Source organism: Rhizobium sp. CB3171 (assembly GCF_029714265.1).
In the GTDB taxonomy this organism is placed as follows: domain Bacteria; phylum Pseudomonadota; class Alphaproteobacteria; order Rhizobiales; family Rhizobiaceae; genus Rhizobium.
This window is the reverse complement of sequence record NZ_CP121652.1, coordinates 456,414-474,827: the sequence shown is the minus strand read 5'-3', so window position 1 is coordinate 474,827 and position 18,414 is coordinate 456,414. Positions and strand designations below refer to the sequence as shown.

Below are 18,414 nucleotides of genomic sequence, written 5' to 3'. Positions count from 1 at the left end.
TAGTAGTGACATCTGGCGGGCGCGGTCAAGCGGCAGGGCTGACGCCCCGCTCTTTTCAGTTCAGCGTGAAATTGAACTTGTAGCTGGCGGAAACGCCGACCAGCAACTGGTTGCGGTCGCCGCGTTCTCGCACGAGGCTGCTATCGGCAGCCGGGCCGGTCAGGCGGGAATATTCGACGAAGGCGCTCGTGGTCCAGTTTTGGCTGGCCTTCCAGGTCAGCGCACCGCCAGCGCCGACGGACTTCACGCCGCCGCCCGGATTATAGCGGCTGAGGCCGGAGGCTGCGGACTGCTTGGCGTTAACGCCATAATAGGTGTCGAAATAATCAGGGGAAGCGAGCGTCATGCGCGGGCCGCCGGAGAGGCGCAGTTCCGGCGTGATGTCGGTGAACGCGTCAATGGCAGCGTCGGCGACGACACCGCTATGCGCGCGAATGCCCTGGCGGACTTCGACACGGGCGCGCAGCCAGTCGGTCGGATAGGCTTCGACGAAGCCGCCCACTTCGGCGCCCCACTTGACCTTCTTCAGGCCCTTCAGCTCGTGACCGTCGCTGGAATCCCGGCTCGGCACGAATTTGCCTACGATACCGGCGCGGATGCCGTCATTGTCGATGAACGCGAAAGAGGGATTATCGTTGCGCGAGGAGAAACGCGGGCCTGGGCCTTGCTTGCCGACGGAGATCAACGGCGCCCATTGCAGCTTGTTGTGTTTGCTGCCTTCGAATTTCGGCGCGGTGAAACCGGCTGCACCGACGCTTAGATACCAATCACCCGACCAAAAGTGCTGACCGTCCCCGGCCGAAGCGGCGCCCGCAGAAACAGCGAGCAGGCCGAAGGTGAAAAACAAACGCGATTTCACAAACACAATCAACTCCATAATACGCAATGCAAAGGGCCATACACGCCCTTAGAGTTGCCGCAAATTATCCCGATCGCGTTACCGCTCTCTTAACCAAATGCGACTGAATTCGGGGGATAAGGCGAAACTTAAAAAGGCAATTTCACCGGCTCCGAGCCTGCGCCGATGTGTCGCGGTGATTTAATTCCGGCACAGGTTACTCAATCATTGGTATTGCCTACGCCGCTATTGGAATTCCGATATCGGCAATTCAAAAAGAGAGCGGAATGAATACTATATCTTTGATTTCTCTCAGTGCATTTCTCGGTATCGGCTTGACGCTTTCAGGCTGTGTCGGCACGCCAATCGATGGCACCAAGCAGAACCAATATTCCCACAGAGCGATCTCCGGCAAAAAGACCGCGCTTGGCATGGTCGCGTCCGTGAAGCGGGATTGTACGTTCGACGCCTACCCCTATACGGGGATCATCAAGCAACCTAGCCACGGCAAGGTTCGGGTTAAATACGATAAGGACAGTGACGCCTATGTCTGCAGCGGCAAGCCGGTCGAAGGTACGACGGTATATTACACGTCCGATCCTGGCTTCACCGGCACGGATCAGTTCACCCTGCGCATGACCGTGTTGTATGCAAATAAAGTCAGCGACGAGAATCTGACCATTCAAGTGGTCAAATAACGGACACGCCGCCCTGTCCGGATGGGCCAAAATCAAAACGCCGAGCCATGGCAATCCACGGCTCGGCGCAACCTCAAAACAGCGGCGGATGTTTAGAACGTCACCTTTTCCAGCGGCGCACGGGTTGCCTCAAATAGCCTGAGCTTCGCTTCCCGCTCGGCAATGTAGTTGCGATTATCAGGAACAGCGAACTGGTTCTTGGCAATCTGGATCTGCATGATGAAGAGTTCATCCCAGCGGAAGCCCATTTCCGAGCCGGCCAGATAGAATTCCCACATGCGGAAGAACTTCTCGTCATAGAGCGCGACAGCCTCGGCCTTGCGCGCCACGAAGCGATTGCGCCAATGCCGCAGCGTATGGGCATAATGCATCGGCAGGATTTCGACATCCTTGACCAGCAACCCGGCCTTTTCCAGCGGTGCCACGGTCTCTCCGACGGATGGAATATAGCCGCCAGGGAAAATATACTTCTCGATGAAGGCGTTCGTTCCAAAACTCGGCTTCGGACGGGCGATGGAGTGCAGCACCATGACGCCGTTGTCGTCGAGCAATTCGTGGACCTTGCGGAAGAACTTGCCATAGTCGCCGATGCCGACATGCTCGAACATGCCGACCGAGACAATGCGGTCGAACTTCCTGCCGGTCATATAGCGATAGTCCTGAAGCTCAAAGCGCATGCGGTCGGACAGGCCGCGCTTGGCGGCGCGATCGCGCGAAACCTTGAGCTGCTCTTCGCTGAGCGTGATACCGGTGAAATCCAGGCCGGGATTGGCTTCGGCTAGATACATGCCCATGCCGCCCCAGCCGGAGCCAATCTCCAGAACGCGCTGCCCTGGCTCGACCAGCAGCTTGGCGGCGATATGGCGCTTCTTGGCCACTTGGGCTTCGTCCAGGCTGATGCCAGGCGGCACGAAATAGGCGCAGGAATATTGCCAGTCCTCATCGAGGAAGAGATCAAACAGCTTGGCCGACAAATCATAGTGATGCGCAACATTGTATCTGTTGCGATTGATCGGCGAGCGGCTTTTGATCTGCTGCCAGGCAATGCGACCGATCAAGAGCGCCGCCATGCGCAGATCAAAGATTTCGTTGGTCGTATTCTGCTTCACCAGCGAGAGGAATTCATAAATATCCCCCTGCTCCAGAATGAAGCGGCCTTCCATGTACATTTCGCCGAGCTTCAAGGTCGGATCGCGGGCAATCGCGTCCTCAGCCTGTTGATCGGCGACGCGGACGGCAACCGTCTCGCCGGACCCATCCCCGATCATATGCGTCTCGCCGGATGCGAGCGTAAGTCTCAGGGAGCCTTTACGGACGATTTTTTTAACAATCGAGAAGAGTGCCGACGCCATGGACGCCTCGCCTATGATGACATGACATTAGCACGGACTTTAACGCGTCACATCAATGTGGCAAGCGCACCTTTTCGCACTCGTTGGCACTCCGGCAACAACTCTGCCAGAGTGTGACATTCTTGCACTGAGTCTCGCTAAGCCCTTATTTTCGCTTGAGTGCATCCGCCAGAGCGGCACCGAAGCTGCCGTGCTGCTCCGGCTTCGGGCCGCTATCACGCCTACCGCCAGCGTTGTGCCCCCCACTTTTTTCGCGCAATTGATGCTGAGGCGCCGCAGCCGCAGTGCTGCCATCCTTGCGCATGGAGAGGCCGATTCGTTTGCGCTTGACGTCTACCTCCACAACTTTCACTTTTACGACGTCGCCGGCCTTGACCACTTCATGTGGGTCCTTGACGAAACGGTCGGCGAGCTGCGAGACGTGGACAAGGCCATCCTGGTGGACACCGATATCGACAAAGGCGCCGAAGGCGGCGACGTTGGTTACTGTGCCCTCCAGCAGCATGCCGGGCTTGAGATCGCCTATCTCGTTGACCCCCTCGGCGAAGGTCGCCGTTTTGAAGCTCGGGCGCGGATCGCGGCCGGGCTTTTCCAGTTCCGCGATAATGTCGCGCACTGTCGGCAAACCGAATTTTTCGTCGATGAACTGGCGCGGATCGACCGCCTTCAGCGCAGCAGCATCACCCATCAGATTGCGCAGATCACGGCCGCATGCCGCCACGATCCGCTTCGCCACGCCATAGGCTTCCGGATGCACCGATGAGGCGTCGAGCGGCTCCTTGCCATCGGGAATGCGCAGGAAGCCAGCGCATTGCTCGAAGGTGCGCTGGCCGAGACGTGCGACCTTCAGGAGGTCGCGGCGGGTCTCGAAACGTCCCTCCCCGTCGCGATGCTTGACGATCGCGTCGGCAATGGACGGGCCTAGACCCGAGACGCGGGAGAGCAGTGGCGCGGAGGCCGTGTTGAGATCGACACCGACCGCGTTCACCGCATCTTCGACGACGGCATCGAGCGAGCGCGACAGCTTCTGCTGGTCGACATCGTGCTGATACTGGCCGACGCCGATCGATTTCGGCTCGATCTTGACGAGTTCGGCCAGCGGATCCTGAAGACGGCGGGCGATGGAGACAGCGCCGCGCAGCGATACGTCGAGACCGGGGAATTCCAGCGCCGCCGTTTCGGAAGCCGAATAGACGGAAGCGCCTGCCTCCGAAACAATCACCTTGGTCGGTTTCGGTGCCGGCAGATCCGCCAGCATGTCAGCCACCAGTTTCTCCGTCTCGCGGCTGCCAGTGCCGTTGCCGATTGCGATCAGCTCGACCTGGTGCTTGCGCACGAGCGCAGCCAACGTCGCCTGCGTGCCGCGCACATCGTTTTTTGGCGGGAAGGGATAGACCGTCGTCGTTTCCAGCAGCTTGCCCGTGCCGTCGACCACGGCAACCTTGACGCCGGTGCGGATGCCGGGATCGAGGCCCATGGTCGCACGCGATCCGGCCGGAGCCGCGAGCAAAAGATCCTTCAAATTGCGGGCGAAGACGTGGATGGCCTCCTCTTCCGCGCGCTCACGCAGCTCTCGCATCAGGTCGAGCGACAGCGACATGGAGAGCTTGACCCGCCAGGTCCAGCTTGCCACCTCCATCAGCCAGCGGTCGCCGGGCTTGCTCGTGCCGATCTCGTAAGCCGTCGCGATCATCCGCTCTACCGGCTTGTTCGGCGAGACGGCCTCGACGTCGACCTCGATGGTGAGCGTCAGCATCTCCTCATTCCAGCCGCGCAGCATGGCAAGCGCGCGATGGCCGGGAGCGGTTGCCCAACGTTCCTGATGATCGAAATAATCGGCGAATTTCGCACCCGCCTCCTGCTTGCCGTCAACGACCCTCGCTTTCAGCAATGCATTCGTTTTCATATAGGTGCGCAGCTTGCCGAGCAGATCGGCATTTTCGGCAATGCCTTCGGCGATGATGTCGCGCGCCCCTTCGAGTGCCGTCTTCACGTCGGGTACGTCAGCGGTGATGAAACCCTCGGCAAGGGAAGCCGGCTCCCTGGAGCGATCGGCAACAATGGTATCGGCAAGCGGGCCAAGGCCGCGCTCTCTGGCGATTTCAGCGCGAGTGCGGCGCTTCGGCTTGTAAGGCAGATAAAGATCTTCCAGCTCAGCCTTGGTGGCGACCACGGCGATCTTGCGCATCAGCTCGTCGGTCATCTTGCCCTGACCGGTAATCGACTCGACGATAGCCGCCCGGCGGGCTTCCAGCTCGCGCAGATAGACGAGGCGCTCCGCCAGCGTACGCAACTGACCGTCATCAAGACCGCCGGTCACCTCCTTGCGATAGCGAGCAATAAAGGGCACCGTGGCGCCTTCGTCGAGAAGCTCGATCGCGGCCTTGGCCTGATCCGCACGCGAATTGATTTCAGTGGCGATGGTTGCGGCAAGGGAGCGGATGTCGGCGGCCATAGGATTCTCTGAACTGAACAAGGGTGAGGAGACCATAAGCATGATCCCAAAAAGTACGAAGCGGTTTTCGGATCAGATAGTGCCGATCCAAGCAACGAAAGCGGACCGACGATTCGAAAACCGACGTCTCGCATTAGCGACATAAAAAGGCGTTGCAATGTTGTAGCCTGCGCCTCCACAGGATTTGCCGCTTGACCTTTGGTCCAGCGGCCCTTAACCGCGCAAATGGACGCAAGAAAAGGGCAAGCCATGAAAGTTCTGTTGATCGGATCGGGCGGACGCGAGCATGCGCTCGCCTGGAAACTGGCGCAATCGCCGCTGATGACGGAATTCTACGCCGCGCCGGGCAATCCCGGCATTGCCGACCATGCCACACTTGCCGCCATCGATATCGAAGACCATGGTGCGATCGTCGCCTTCTGTAAGGAAAAAGCCATCGACTTCGTCGTCGTCGGCCCGGAAGCGCCGCTGGTCGCCGGGCTTGCCGACCGCTTGCGCGCAGAAGGCATCGCCGTGTTCGGTCCATCCGCCGCAGCCGCGCAGTTGGAAGGCTCCAAGGGGTTCACCAAGGATATCTGCGCCCGCTACGATATCCCGACCGGCGCCTACCAGCGTTTCAACAATGCGCCAAAGGCGAAAGCCTATATTCGCGCACAGGGCGCGCCGATCGTCGTCAAGGCCGATGGGCTTGCCGCCGGCAAGGGTGTCACCGTTGCCATGACGGTCGAGGAAGCGCTCGCCGCGATTGACGACTGCTTCGAAGGCGCATTTGGCGCGGCCGGAACCGAGGTCGTGATCGAAGCCTATCTCGACGGCGAGGAGGCGAGCTTCTTCTGCCTTTGCGACGGCAAGCATGCGCTGGCTCTTGCTACCGCCCAGGACCACAAGCGCGTCGGCGACGGCGATACCGGCCCGAATACCGGCGGCATGGGCGCCTATTCCCCCGCTCCGGTCATGACGGCGGAGATGGTCGAGCGCACGATGAAGGAAATCATCGAACCAACGATCCGCGGCATGGCGGAAAGCGGCCATCCCTTCTCCGGCATCTTCTTCGCCGGGCTGATGATCACCGCCAAGGGACCGGAGCTGATCGAATACAATGTCCGCTTCGGCGATCCGGAGTGTCAGGTGCTGATGATGCGGCTGAAGAGCGATCTGCTGCCGCTGCTTCTCGCCTGCGCCAACGGCACGCTGGATCAGGTCAGCGCCGAGTGGAGCGACGACGTGGCGCTGACCGTGGTCATGGCCTCGAAAGGCTATCCCGGCTCCTACGCGAAGAATACGCCGATAGCTGCCCTGCCCGCCGACAGCGAAGGCGCCAAGGTGTTCCATGCCGGCACAGCGCTGAAGGATGGCGCGCTGGTCGCGACCGGCGGTCGGGTGCTGAACATCACAGCGACCGGCAAGACCGTCAGCGACGCGCAAAAGCGCGCCTATGCCCTTGCTGGCGAGGTGCAATGGAAGAATGGTTTTAACCGCAGCGACATTGGCTGGCGCGCAATCGAACGCGAAAAGGTTTGAGGCGAAAAACGTCAGCCTGTGCCGATTTCTGCGGTTCCGCTAAACTTTTATCGAATCTCCTGACAGGATGGAAACAAAGGGACGCTAATCTCTCCAACATGTAAGACGGAGTGGTTTTGTTATGCGTCCCTTTTTCCTGACTTTGGCATGTGTGCTGGCCGCCGGCTCGGCCATGGCTTCGTCGATCCAGCCCATCGACAGCAAGACGGAAACCGGTGGCGATAGCATCATCGACAGGGTCTGCACAGATTGCCCGGCGATCAAGCCGCCAATGGTCAAGAAGGACTACGTGGTGCCGGACCTGGCGCCGGGCACGCAGTCCGTCGTCGTGCGCGACATCGATGGCCAGAGGAAGGTGGTGCGCACCGAGGCCTGGATGGGCGGCTCACCGGTCGTCTTCATTTCGAAACCGACGCCCGAGGCGCTGGCGGCCGCCAATGTTCCGATCGACGGCATCGACCTCACCGCAAAAACCGCTGCTTTGCCCCAATCCGCCAAAGCGAAGACACCCCCGCCACTCGATCTCTCCGGCTTTGAACTTCGCCAGTAACAATAGCTGTTCGACCCCGTTCCCTGCCCCGCCCCGGCCAAAGTTTCGGTCGACGGGGTCTGCCGCAAGGCGGACCAATGCGCCCCTGAAGAGAAGCAGGGGCGCATTTGTTTTGCATAGCAAACTACAGAATTTTTCCCGTCCGCTCCGGATAGTCTTGAAAGCGAGCCTAGTATTATTTATTGCGAGGCAACAAAGTTTACCTCGAGAGTTTTTTAATTTCCGATCACGCTGTTTTGATTAAATCTTTATTAGATATAAAGCGCCACTTTGCTTGCACCGGACAGCAGCATGTCATTTCGAGCAGCGGCAAGCGTATTGGGGTTTCTCCCAGGCGATCGCACAGGCGGTAGGATACCGCGCCGGTATTCATCCTACCCTGTTGCGAGGCATTATGAAGAATCTCAAGATCGCCCATCAACTCTTCGCCCTTCTGGGCGTGCTTATGGCAGCTTTTGCCGTGGCGACCTATTTCGAGATCCGGTCGCAGGCGGACTCGATCTATGACGACCGTTTCGATATGCTCCGCACGCAGGTCGAGTCCGGCATTTCGGTTCTGAATCAATATTATCAGCGCGAAAAATCCGGTGAGATGACACATGAGGCCGCCCAGGCCGAAGCCTTCAAGCTCCTCTCGCATGTCAGCTTCCAACCGGCGGGCTATCTCTTCGGCTTCGACTACAGCGCCACTATGCGCTTTCATCCCAACCCAGCCAATGTCGGCAAGGATATGTCCGGCCAGGTCGACAAGAACGGCACGCATTTCAGCAAGGAAATGGTCGAAAAGGGCATCAAGGGCGGCGGCCGCACCGTTTATTACTGGGTCAAGCCCGGTCATCCTGACAGCGAGCTTTTCCTGAAGGGCAGCTATTCCGCCGCCTTTGCACCATGGCAGATCGTTCTCGGCTGCGGCGTCTATATGGACGACCTCGAAGGCCAGATCCACGCGGCAATGTGGCGCGCGCTGCTGATCTGCGGCATCGTCTTTCTCGTCGGCATTGGTGCTGCGTTCTACTTCATTCGCGGCATCACCAAGCCATTGGCCGATGTCCATACCGCTCTCAAGGCCGTGGCTGATGATGACGTGAAAATCATCATTCCTCACGCCGAGATGCGCAACGAAATCGGCCTGATGGCGCAGGCGACCCGGTCGCTGCAGGAGAAGGTCCGCGAACGTCACGCCCTGGCGGATCGTCAGGCCGCGCAGGAGCTGGAAATCAGCAGTGAGCGCGAACAGAACCTTCGCCAGCAGCAGGACGAGGCCCAGGAACAGGCCCGCGTCGTCGCCACCATCGGCAGGGCGCTCGAAGAGCTTGCCCAGGGCGATCTGACCGTGCGCTGCGGTGATATCGGCATCGGCTATGCCGGCCTGCGCAACAACTTCAACGAGGCGCTGTCGCATCTGGAAGCCGCCATGGGCCGCGTCAATGCCAAGGGCAACGACATCGGCGTCAGCAAGGAAGAGATCCGCCGCGCCTCCAACGAGCTTTCGCAGCGCACCGAACGCCAGGCCGCCAGCCTGGAAGAAACCTCGGCTGCCCTTGACGAGCTTACCGTTGCCGTGCGCCAGACTGCCGAGGGCGCGCATGAGGCCAGCAAACGCGTGCATGCCGTCTCGACCGAGGCATCGCGCAGCGACGCCGTCGTCGCACAGGCGATCGATGCCATGAGCGGTATCGAGAAATCATCCGAAGAGATCAGCAAGATCATCGGCGTCATCGACGAGATCGCCTTCCAGACCAACCTTCTGGCGCTGAATGCCGGCGTCGAGGCGGCGCGTGCCGGCGAATCCGGCAAGGGCTTTGCCGTCGTCGCCCAGGAAGTGCGCGAACTGGCGCAGCGCTCCGCCGCTGCCGCCAAGGAGATCAAGGACCAGATCGCCCGCTCCTCGGGCCAGGTCGACCAGGGTGTCCGCCTTGTCGGCGAGGCCGGCGAAGCGCTGAAGCGCATCTCCGACCAGATCAAGGCCGCCAACGAGATCGTCTCGAAGATCGCCCACAGCGCCTCCGAACAGGATACGACGCTGCGCTCGATCTCGTCTTCGATGAACCAGCTCGACGCCGCCACACAGCAGAACGCCGCCATGGCGGAAGAAACGACGGCATCGGCCGAAACGCTCGCCGCCGACACAGAGGATCTGCTCGGCCTCATCCGCGGCTTCCGCGTCAACGACGGCCGGCCGCTGGCACAACAAAACCGCCGCGCCGCTTAAACTATAACGTAACAGCATCATGAACCGCCGGGCACAAACCCGGCGGTTTTTCTTATGGGGGTGTCGAAGGCTTCAGTCGGCCGCAGCAAGCCGCTCGATCAGACGGTCAATCTCACCGCCGGAATAAACCTCGATACCGGCTTGCTTCAGTAGCGCAGCCGTAACGCCATTGCCCGCATGCCGGCCGCCGGAGAAGGTGCCATCATAGATGAAGCCTGAGCCGCAGGACGGGCTTCCGTCGATCAGGAGAGCGTAGCGGCAGCCGGTTTCTTGTGCGAGCGCCAGAGCATTTTCGGCCGCCTGACGAAATTCCGCCGTGACATCGCCGCCGGTGATCTCCATCACGCGTGCAGCGCCGGCAAGCACATCCTCGCCGGTCGCACCATCGGCAATTTCGGCCGGCGGTCGCGGCACGACCATGCCGGCGGACATTTCCGGACAGATCGTCACCAGCCGCCCCTCCTCGCGCCAACGCTCGATGGCCGGATGCACGAGCGGCTTGGAACGGCCGTCGTAACGGACGGCATGGCCCATGAGGCAGGCGCTGACGAGGATCTTTCCGGTCATCGCGCCTCCATGCTTTATCCCGCGATCTTCGAGAAGTCGGCCACCGTTCCCGTCGCCTCGCGGATCAGGCGCAGCAGCGCCAGGCGATTGGCGCGGATGGCGGCATCTTCATCGTTGACGAGAACATCTTCGAAGAAGCGGTCGACGGGCGCGCGCAGCTTGGAGAGGGCTGACATGGCCGAGCGGAAATCTTCCTTGGCGATCGCGTCGGAGGCTTCGGCGGAGGCTGCCTTGATGGCGGCGAAAAGGTCCTTTTCGGCATCGAGCTTCAGCAACGCTTCCGAAACGCCGTCGGCAACGACGGTGCCCTTTTTCTCCTCGGCTGCGAGGAGCTGCGTGGCGCGCTTGGTACCGGCGAGGAGGTTCTTGCCGTCTTCCGAGGTGATGAAGGCGGTCAGCGCCTCGACACGACGGGCGACCATCAGGAGGTCGTCGGCTTCCGGCGTCAGCACCGAGTCAATAAGGTCGTAGCGGGCGCCCTGATCGCGGAGATAGACCTTCAGGCGATCGTGGAAGAAGGCGAGAAGATCGATGTCTTTTGTCGTCGCCAGCAGCGGCAGCCAAACCTTGCGCTCCAGAAGAATTCTCACCACGCCCAAAGCCGCGCGGCGCAGCGCGAAAGGGTCCTTAGAGCCTGTAGGCTTCTCATCGATCGCCCAGAAGCCGATCAGCGTGTCCAGCTTATCGGCCAGCGCGACCGTGATCGCCACCTTGTCTTCCGGCACGCGGTCTGACGGGCCTTGCGGCTTGTAGTGATCCTCGATCGCAGCGGCGACAGAGGCGTCTTCGCCCTGCAGCACCGCATATTTGCGGCCCATGAGGCCCTGAAGCTCCGGGAATTCGCCGACGGCTTCGCTGCGCAGGTCAGCCTTGGCGAGGACCGCGGCGCGGTCGACCTTGGCCGGATCGGCGCCAGTTATTTTGGCGAGTTCAGCCGCAAGCACGCGGATGCGGGCGACGCGCTCGCCCTGGCTGCCGAGCTTGGCATGGAAAGTGACGTTCAGCGCATCGAGCTTCGCCATGCGCTGATCGAGCGGCTTCTTCAGGTCGAGGCCGAATTTTTGGGCAGAGGCTTCCAGCGTTTCAAGGTCCGGCAAATCGCCCTGGTCGCGCTTCCAGAAATGCAGCGCATCGGAAAGACGGGCGCGCACGACCTTGCCGTTGCCGTGAATGATCTCCTTGCCGCCATCCGTCGCCTGGATATTGGACACGAGAATGAAGCGGTTGGAGAGCGTCTCACCGGCCTGCGGACGGATGACGAAGCATTTCTGATTGGTCTTGATCGTCAACCGGATGATTTCCGAGGGGATAGACAGGTAATCCTCTTCGAAGGAGCCCATCAGCACCTGCGGCCACTCCACCAGGCCAGAGACCTCTTCGAGCAAGCCCTCGTCCTCGACCAGTTCCAGGCCGTTGGCAAAGGCGACGTCGCGGGCATCGTGCAGGATGATGTCCTTGCGGCGCTCGGCGTCGAGAATGACCTTCGCCCTCTCCAGGCTCGCCACATAGTCATCGAAGCGCTTGACGATGATTGCCTGCGGCGCATGGAAACGGTGACCATAAGTCACGTTCGAAGCGACGATGCCGTCGATCTCGAAGGGAATGACGGCGGTCTCCTCGTGCTCAGTGCCGAACAAGCAGACGATCGACTGCAGCGGGCGCACCCAGCGCAGCGAGCCGGGCTTGGCCGACGCCTTGCCCCAGCGCATGGATTTCGGCCAGGGAAAATCCTTGATGATCCCAGGCATGACGTCGGCAATGATTTCCTCGGCGGCGCGGCCGGGCTTGGAAATGACCGCGACGTAGAAATCGCCCTTCTTCGGATCGCTCTGCACTTGCGCTTCCGACACGGAAGACAAGCCGGCGCCGCGCAAAAAGCCTTCGATCGCTTTTTCATTGGCGTCGGTGCGCGGACCCTTGCGCTCCTCGCGCACATCGGCGGAGCGTGCCGTCAAGCCGCGAATGTCGAGCGTCAGGCGCCGCGGTGTCCAATATTCGCGCGCACCCTCATAGGAAAGACCCGCTTCGACCAGCGCGTCGGTGACGAGCTTCTTCAGATCACCGGCAGCCTTGCGCTGCATACGGGCGGGAATTTCCTCGGAGCGGAGTTCGAGAAGGAGATCGGGCATGGGAGCTGTCTTTACGTTGAGGCAAAATGATCCGGGCGGACTTAGCAAGCCCGGCGGCAAAAGTCATCCCGCCAAACGGCGAAATTACCATCCGCCGCCGCCACCGCCGCCTCCGCCACCGCCGACAGCACCACCGCGCTGGTTCGGTGGATCATCGGAAGAATCGTTCCGGCTGGTCGACTCCGACGATTCGTTTCCAGAGAAGGCAGAAGCGGTGGCCGAAACCGGGGTTGGGGAAATGGTGGATGGGATGAATGCCGCGACGGCCGACGGCAGTGCGGCGACATCGCTCACCCAGCCCAACCCATGGTGATGGTGATGGTGATAGTGTTCGTGTCGTCTGCACCATGATGGTTGGTAGGAAGATGCCCGCTCCAGCCCCGCCGAACCGCCGGCAGCCTTCGTGATCCACGTCTCGAACACCTGCGACCACTTCTTTTCCACGCCGAGGGCAACCGCATAAGGCAATAGCTCCTCAAAATGCTCCGGCGACGTGCGGATATCGTCCTGCACCACCATGCGCCCTTCATCGACCAGAGAAAGATACTGCCGCAAACCCTCGATCTTCCCGATCGCCCTGGCACCGAGCTTCGTCCATGTTTCGATGAAGGGAGCAAAGACGAAATTGACACCGACTATGGCCATGATCAACCCGGCCAGCAGAATTCCTTCCGGGCGCACCGTCCCGGGCCGGTCGGACGCGATGGCGCCTACAAACACCAACGCGATAAAGCCGAACAGGACCACAAGGCACCAGATCGCGGAAAGGCGCGTCTGCCGACTGACGCCGCGCCGACGGAGAAACGTGGTGAATCCTCCGATCGTTAATGCAAACAGGCCAAATACTAGCGCCATTGCAAAACCGCCGCTATCCCGGCCGCTCATCGAGACGACACCAAGCGCCGCTAGCGTCAATAGAAGGCTCCCTCCCATATACGAAGCGTTGGACTTGAAGTATCGCCCCTCATGATCCCGCTCGATCACCTTTCGAAACGCCCAGGCGACGCGCTTTACTTCGGCGTCGTTTTTGCGATCTAACACCAGCGGATCACGCGGTCCGACAGCGTTCATTAGTACGAATTCGGAGTTATCAAGCGCTTCCGACAACGGCTTTCCGGTGGAGTGCACCAAAAGCCTCTCGCCGAGATCATCGAGCTTTACGTAACCCTTGACGGCAAGGCCGAGAAGAGCGGCCGACATCGCCGCTCCCACGCCATTGGGGAAGCCCTTGTTGTCGATATAGTTTGCAACGGCAGGCGAAACATTCTCCGGCGGGTCCCAACCCGGCACGAGAACTCTAGGAGAAGACTTTCGCCCGGCGCGGCGCCAGGCCACGAGGTGGTATGCGACGAGGACAAGCAGGCCGAGCGCGGCAGCCGCAATCAGCGCCGGTGCATCGTCCGGCACCACAATAGAGCCTTTCGGCAGCATAACCGAGACCGTCAACCCCTCGCCTTTTGCCAGAGGACGGGTTGTGGAGAAGACAATCTTATCCGGCTGCTGAACTGCCGTTGCGTTCTTGCCGGTCGCATTGGCAACGCCGGTGAAATAGGCAAGCCTCTGTGGCTTCACGCCATCAGGTAGGATGATCGTTGCCGATGCCTGCAGTATAGGAAACTGCCAGCCATTGCCGGTAACGTTCCAATAAAGCTCATCATAATCATCGAAGAAGCGGAACTGCCGGTCCGTCTTATAGGTGACACGGAATGTGTGCTTGCCACGGTCGAGCAAGAAAGTCTTACCATCCTTGTCGGGACGTCCGATGTAGATGCGCGTGCCGCCGTCGATCTCTTCCTCACGCCACTCCTCCGGCTGACCGTCGCGCTCGACGGATATCACGCTGAAATCGACTCGCCTTTTGCGTCCGGCGGCATCAACGAACTCCAGTGGAAAGTCACGAAAATGCCGCGCCGAATGGCTTTTCCCTCAGCGTTGGCAGTGATCGTCTCGACAACCTGCAACGCGCCGCTTCGCGCGACAGTCATCGTCTGATCAAAACAGACAATTGTTTCGGCCGCTATAGCGGCGTGCCACCAACAGACCGACAGAAGTGCAACGAGCAGGCTTCTGACCGAAAACGATATTCTCATGCCCCACCCCGCAATGACGGCTCACCCCCGTGAAGCCGATTTTTAGATAACTACCATCCGCCGCCGCCCCCGCCTCCTCCGCCGCCGCCGGAGGACCCGCCGCCCCCACCTCCCCGCCGTCGAAGGCGGAGGACGAACTCGATACGGGTGCTGGAATCGTGGACGCGATGGTGGATGCCATGGAGGAGGAGAAATCGCCGATCGTTCCGCCGATATTGCCGGGGTGGAAATCGCCGGAGTACCAGACCGGCGCATAGGCTGCCGCTGCCGCGCCCGCAGCGGTGGCAAGCCATGCCTCGAAGGCACTCGACCAGGGCTTTTCGACGCCGAGCGCGACTGCATAGGGCAGCAGTTTTTCGAAATGCTGCGGCGACATCTGCGGTGCGCCCTGCATGTTCATCCGGTCGCGTTCCGCGAGCGTCAGATATTGCCGCAAACCATCGATGCCATCCGTCATCTTGCGTCCGAGTGGCGTCGGCGCGCCCATCAGGAAGAAGAAGACAACATTCAGGGCGAAGATGCCGACGATGCCGGCCACCAGCGGGAGCAAGCCCGCCTCCCATAGTGGCACGACCGCGGCGGCAAAGCCGCTCACGGCAATGGATACGAAGACGAAGCCGAAAAAGGCGAAGATCAAGACCGAAAGAATGCGCCGGGCGAGGCCGGCATCTCGTCTACGGAACCTGCGGCCGATCGAGCTGGCCAAGAGCGTCACGAAAATCGACAGCAATCCCGGCACGATGATGAGCGGCAGGGCATTTTCATGCAGGCGCCCGAAGATGACAATGGCAGCCAAAATCAGGATCGACAAGGCGATGCCGGCAATAACGTAGAGTGAATTCGCCTTGTAATATTCACCGCGATGGTCGCGCTCGATCGCGCTACGGAATTTCGAGCCGAGTGTCTGCACCGCCTCGCCGTTTTCCTTGTCGATGACAAGCGGGGAGAATGGCCCGACGGCCTGCATGAGCACCTTGTCGCCGCCGCTGAGATCACTGCCTGCCTTACCGGTTGGGCGGATGACCACTTTTTCCTTCAGGTTGTCGAGAATGACATAGCCGCGCACCGCAAGATCGATCGCCGTCGCCGACAGCGCCGTCCATCCGGAGCGGACGAAACCCCGGTTGTCGATATAATTGACCAGCGCCGGCGAAATACCTTCGGGCGGATCCCAGCGCGGGACCATGACGCCGGGTGGAGGGTCGCGGCCGACTGCAATCCAGCTCCGCATGTAATAGGCAAACACCAGGATCAATCCGCCAATGGCGATGGTCGTATCGAGATGATCCCGGAGGAACCAGCCCCATTGCTGGCCAGCACTCGGCGGCGCGATCGCCCCCTTCGCGAGCTTGATGGCGATCGTCAGGCCTTCGGCTATGGCAAGCGGCCGGGTCGTGACGAAGGTGACGATGTTGGCCTGCGCGCTGGTGCTGGCGTTCTTGCCGTTGGCGCCGAGCGGCCCGGTGAAGACGGCTAGCTGCTGAGGCTCCACGCCATCGGGCAATGTGACGATCGCCTTGGCATTGAGGATCGGGAACTGCCAGCCATTGCCGGTGACGTTCCAATAAAGCTCGTCATGATCGTCGAAATAGCGCATCTGACGATTGGTGTCGTAGGTGATGCGGAACGTGTGGGCACCTGGGTTGAGGCTTTGGTCGGCCTTGCCGATATAGATGCGCTCGCCGCCCTTGATGCGCTCGCTGTGCCAATCCTCCGGCTGCCCATCCCGCTCGACGGAAACGACCTTGAAATCCACCTCGTTCTCGCGACCGTTGGCATCGGTGAATGTCAGCGGAAAATCCCGGAAGATGCCACGGCGGATGGCACGGCCTTCCGCATTCACCGAAATCGTCTCGACGACCCGCATGGAGCCGTCGCGGTGCAGGGCGATTGCCTGATCGAAATTGGTGATGAGTTCGGCCGCCGTTACTGTCGTTGCGCAAAGCAGCAGGCACAAAGCCAGGAAAAACCCGCAAAGCCGTGTCATCACTCCCCCAAGAGATACCTGCAGCGCCGTTACCGGCGCCGCTTCGCGTCAAGAATGTTTCCGCGCCCAGGCCTCTCTTGAGATGGCAGAGCGTCAGTCTTCGTAGGCAACACCCAGCGAAGCCAGCACGTTCCAATAGGACGGGAAGGTCTTGGCGACGCAATCGGGGTCGAGAATGGTGATGCCGCCGATTTTCAGACCGGCCAGGGCGAAGCTCATGGCGATGCGGTGATCCGCGAAGCTGTCGATCTCGGCCGGCAGGACTTTACCGACCAGGCTTGGATCGGAAGCGACGATAAGATCGTCCCCCTCTTCCGTGCCGAGATTCGGAACGATACGCGACAGGCCGCTCGACAGCGCCCGGATACGGTCGCATTCCTTGACGCGCAGGTTCTCGATGCCGACGAACCGCACCGGCGTCTCGTTGAAGGCGGCGAGAACGGCGAGCGTCGGGATAGCGTCCTGCATCTGCGAGCCGTCGATGACGGCAGGAAGATGCGGGAACTTCGAAATCAGATCATAGGCACGCGCATCCGGCTGCGAGAACTCCGTCGCCGGCGTGCCGAGATCGATCTTGCCGCCGCTCAGCACTTCGGCTGCCCAGAGATAGGTTGCGGCGGAGGCATCCGGCTCGATCAGGAAATCGGCCGCATGATAGCCGGTGGGCTCGACGCGCCAGGCGACCGGGCTGACACGCTCCACCTTGGCGCCGAAGGCGCGCATGGCTGCAACCGTCAGATCGATATAGCCGAGAGCGCCAATATGTTCGCCAAGCAGTACGACATCGACCGGGCGGTCGCCGCCGGCGGCCATCATCAGCAGCGCCGAGACATATTGGCTGGAGAGGCCGCCATCGATCTCAACACGGCTCGCCTCGAAGCGGCCGGTGCCGTTGATGGTCACGGGCGGGCAGCCGGTTTCCGCCGAAGCATCGATACCGAGAGAGCGGAGCGCATCGACCAGCGGACCGATCGGTCGCTTGCGCATGTGGGCGTCACCATCGACGACAACCTTGCCGTCGACCAGCGCAGCAGCAGCCGTCAGGAAGCGTGTCGCCGTGCCGGCATTGCCGAGGAAAAGCGGTGCAGCCGGCGGCTGGAGCTTGCCGCTGCCGGTGACGATGAACGTGGTGTCGTCGGGCTCGTCGATCGTCACGCCCATGGCACGAAGCGCTTCGGCCATATAGCGCGTGTCGTCGCTCTTGAGCGCACCGGTCAGGCGGCTGGTTCCCTTAGCGAGGCCGGCGAGCAGCAGCGCGCGGTTGGTGATCGACTTCGATCCCGGCGGCATGGCGCGCCCGGTCAAAGGCTTGCCCGGCGGGATAATCGTGAGTTTGGCTCTACCCATCATCAATCTCTTTGGTCAGTCCAGAAAGCGGCCAACGGCCTGCGGTCGGCTTCCTTTACCGCCTGGAATGCAAAACCGATAGGAGGAATTTTAGAACTTGACGGACGGAACGGCGCGATCCGCCTCGTTGGTGATTTCGAAGAAGGCGCGCTTGCTGAAACCGAAGGGGCCGGCGAGCAGATTGTTGGGAAAGCTCTCGACCTTGACGTTGAGATCGCGGGCCGCACCGTTGTAGTAGCGCCGCGACATCTGGATTTCGCCTTCGATACCTTCGAGAGAGCGCTGTAATTCGAGGAAATTCGTGTTGGCCTTCAGATCGGGATAGGCTTCGGCAAGCGCGATCACACGGCCAAGGGCCTGTGAAAGCAGGCCTTCCACCTGGCCGCGGGCTGCAATATCGCCCGACGGCACCGCCTGCGCCTTGTTGCGCAGCTCCACGACCTCATCCAACGTCTGACGCTCATGGGCGGCATAGCCCTTCACGGTTTCGATCAGATTGGGGATCAGATCGGCGCGGCGCTTCAACTGCACGTCGATACCAGACCACGCCTCCTCGGCCACCTGTCGGGCACGAACGAGGCCGTTATAAACGAAAATAGCGTAAAGTGCGGCCAGTATGATGACCGCCAAAATAATATACATGGCGAACCCCCGCTGGGACTACAATC

Annotated in this window: 12 protein-coding genes and 1 pseudogene; 4 read left to right on the top strand and 9 right to left on the bottom strand. The window is 60.8% G+C overall.

The features are described from left to right. Window positions 1-55 precede the first annotated feature (55 nt). Complete coding sequence (locus QA648_RS02295) at window positions 56-877, bottom strand: MipA/OmpV family protein (protein ID WP_283049412.1); 822 nt, start codon at window positions 875-877, stop codon at window positions 56-58. Between the two features lie 248 nt (window positions 878-1,125). Between QA648_RS02295 and QA648_RS02290 the strand changes: the two genes are divergently transcribed. Next, complete coding sequence (locus QA648_RS02290; RefSeq protein WP_283049410.1) at window positions 1,126-1,536, top strand: hypothetical protein; 411 nt, start codon at window positions 1,126-1,128, stop codon at window positions 1,534-1,536. 92 nt (window positions 1,537-1,628) lie between these two features. Here QA648_RS02290 and QA648_RS02285 read toward each other — a convergent pair whose 3' ends face one another. Next, entirely contained in the window at window positions 1,629-2,888 is a 1,260-nt protein-coding gene (locus tag QA648_RS02285; protein ID WP_104822185.1) for a cyclopropane-fatty-acyl-phospholipid synthase family protein, read from the bottom strand. Between the two features lie 145 nt (window positions 2,889-3,033). After that, on the bottom strand, window positions 3,034-5,343 hold the full coding sequence (locus tag QA648_RS02280; protein ID WP_283049407.1) for a Tex family protein: 2,310 nt from the start codon (window positions 5,341-5,343) through the stop codon (window positions 3,034-3,036). 249 nt (window positions 5,344-5,592) lie between these two features. Between QA648_RS02280 and purD the strand changes: the two genes are divergently transcribed. From purD to QA648_RS02265, 3 genes are all read left to right on the top strand, one after another. Then, complete coding sequence (gene purD, locus QA648_RS02275) at window positions 5,593-6,864, top strand: phosphoribosylamine--glycine ligase (protein ID WP_283049405.1); 1,272 nt, start codon at window positions 5,593-5,595, stop codon at window positions 6,862-6,864. A 121-nt stretch (window positions 6,865-6,985) separates the two neighbouring features. Next, window positions 6,986-7,414: a plant virulence effector HPE1-like domain-containing protein gene (locus tag QA648_RS02270; protein WP_283049403.1), complete on the top strand. Its 429-nt coding sequence runs from the start codon at window positions 6,986-6,988 to the stop codon at window positions 7,412-7,414. Between the two features lie 394 nt (window positions 7,415-7,808). Beyond that, window positions 7,809-9,626, top strand: coding sequence for a methyl-accepting chemotaxis protein (locus QA648_RS02265; protein WP_104822181.1), 1,818 nt, complete (start codon window positions 7,809-7,811; stop codon window positions 9,624-9,626). 72 nt (window positions 9,627-9,698) lie between these two features. Here QA648_RS02265 and QA648_RS02260 read toward each other — a convergent pair whose 3' ends face one another. The 6 genes and pseudogenes from QA648_RS02260 to QA648_RS02235 form a co-directional block, all read right to left on the bottom strand. After that, window positions 9,699-10,193 carry a DUF523 domain-containing protein gene (locus QA648_RS02260; RefSeq protein ID WP_104822180.1) on the bottom strand — a complete coding sequence of 165 codons (495 nt, stop codon included), beginning with the start codon at window positions 10,191-10,193 and terminating at the stop codon, window positions 9,699-9,701. A gap of 14 nt (window positions 10,194-10,207) precedes the next feature. Continuing rightward, window positions 10,208-12,322: a glycine--tRNA ligase subunit beta gene (glyS, locus tag QA648_RS02255; RefSeq protein ID WP_283049402.1), complete on the bottom strand. Its 2,115-nt coding sequence runs from the start codon at window positions 12,320-12,322 to the stop codon at window positions 10,208-10,210. Between the two features lie 84 nt (window positions 12,323-12,406). Then, window positions 12,407-14,161 carry a DUF2207 domain-containing protein gene (locus QA648_RS02250; protein WP_349254298.1) on the bottom strand — a complete coding sequence of 585 codons (1,755 nt, stop codon included), beginning with the start codon at window positions 14,159-14,161 and terminating at the stop codon, window positions 12,407-12,409. 301 nt (window positions 14,162-14,462) lie between these two features. Beyond that, window positions 14,463-16,399, bottom strand: a pseudogene (locus QA648_RS02245) (DUF2207 domain-containing protein). 93 nt (window positions 16,400-16,492) lie between these two features. Further along, window positions 16,493-17,749, bottom strand: a complete 1,257-nt coding sequence (locus tag QA648_RS02240; protein WP_283049399.1) for a 3-phosphoshikimate 1-carboxyvinyltransferase — start codon at window positions 17,747-17,749, stop codon at window positions 16,493-16,495. A gap of 87 nt (window positions 17,750-17,836) precedes the next feature. Continuing rightward, a complete protein-coding gene (locus QA648_RS02235) occupies window positions 17,837-18,388 on the bottom strand; it encodes a LemA family protein (protein ID WP_104822175.1) in 552 nt (183 codons plus the stop codon). Window positions 18,389-18,414: the final 26 nt, after the last annotated feature.

Coding starts and splice junctions, on each gene's coding strand:
- QA648_RS02290 (WP_283049410.1), top strand. CDS start 1,126: ATGAATACTATATCTTTGATTTCTCTCAGTGCATTTCTCGGTATCGGC.
- QA648_RS02265 (WP_104822181.1), top strand. CDS start 7,809: ATGAAGAATCTCAAGATCGCCCATCAACTCTTCGCCCTTCTGGGCGTG.
- QA648_RS02240 (WP_283049399.1), bottom strand. CDS start 17,749: ATGATGGGTAGAGCCAAACTCACGATTATCCCGCCGGGCAAGCCTTTG.
- QA648_RS02270 (WP_283049403.1), top strand. CDS start 6,986: ATGCGTCCCTTTTTCCTGACTTTGGCATGTGTGCTGGCCGCCGGCTCG.
- QA648_RS02285 (WP_104822185.1), bottom strand. CDS start 2,888: ATGGCGTCGGCACTCTTCTCGATTGTTAAAAAAATCGTCCGTAAAGGC.
- glyS (WP_283049402.1), bottom strand. CDS start 12,322: ATGCCCGATCTCCTTCTCGAACTCCGCTCCGAGGAAATTCCCGCCCGT.
- QA648_RS02260 (WP_104822180.1), bottom strand. CDS start 10,193: ATGACCGGAAAGATCCTCGTCAGCGCCTGCCTCATGGGCCATGCCGTC.
- purD (WP_283049405.1), top strand. CDS start 5,593: ATGAAAGTTCTGTTGATCGGATCGGGCGGACGCGAGCATGCGCTCGCC.
- QA648_RS02295 (WP_283049412.1), bottom strand. CDS start 877: ATGGAGTTGATTGTGTTTGTGAAATCGCGTTTGTTTTTCACCTTCGGC.
- QA648_RS02235 (WP_104822175.1), bottom strand. CDS start 18,388: ATGTATATTATTTTGGCGGTCATCATACTGGCCGCACTTTACGCTATT.
- QA648_RS02280 (WP_283049407.1), bottom strand. CDS start 5,343: ATGGCCGCCGACATCCGCTCCCTTGCCGCAACCATCGCCACTGAAATC.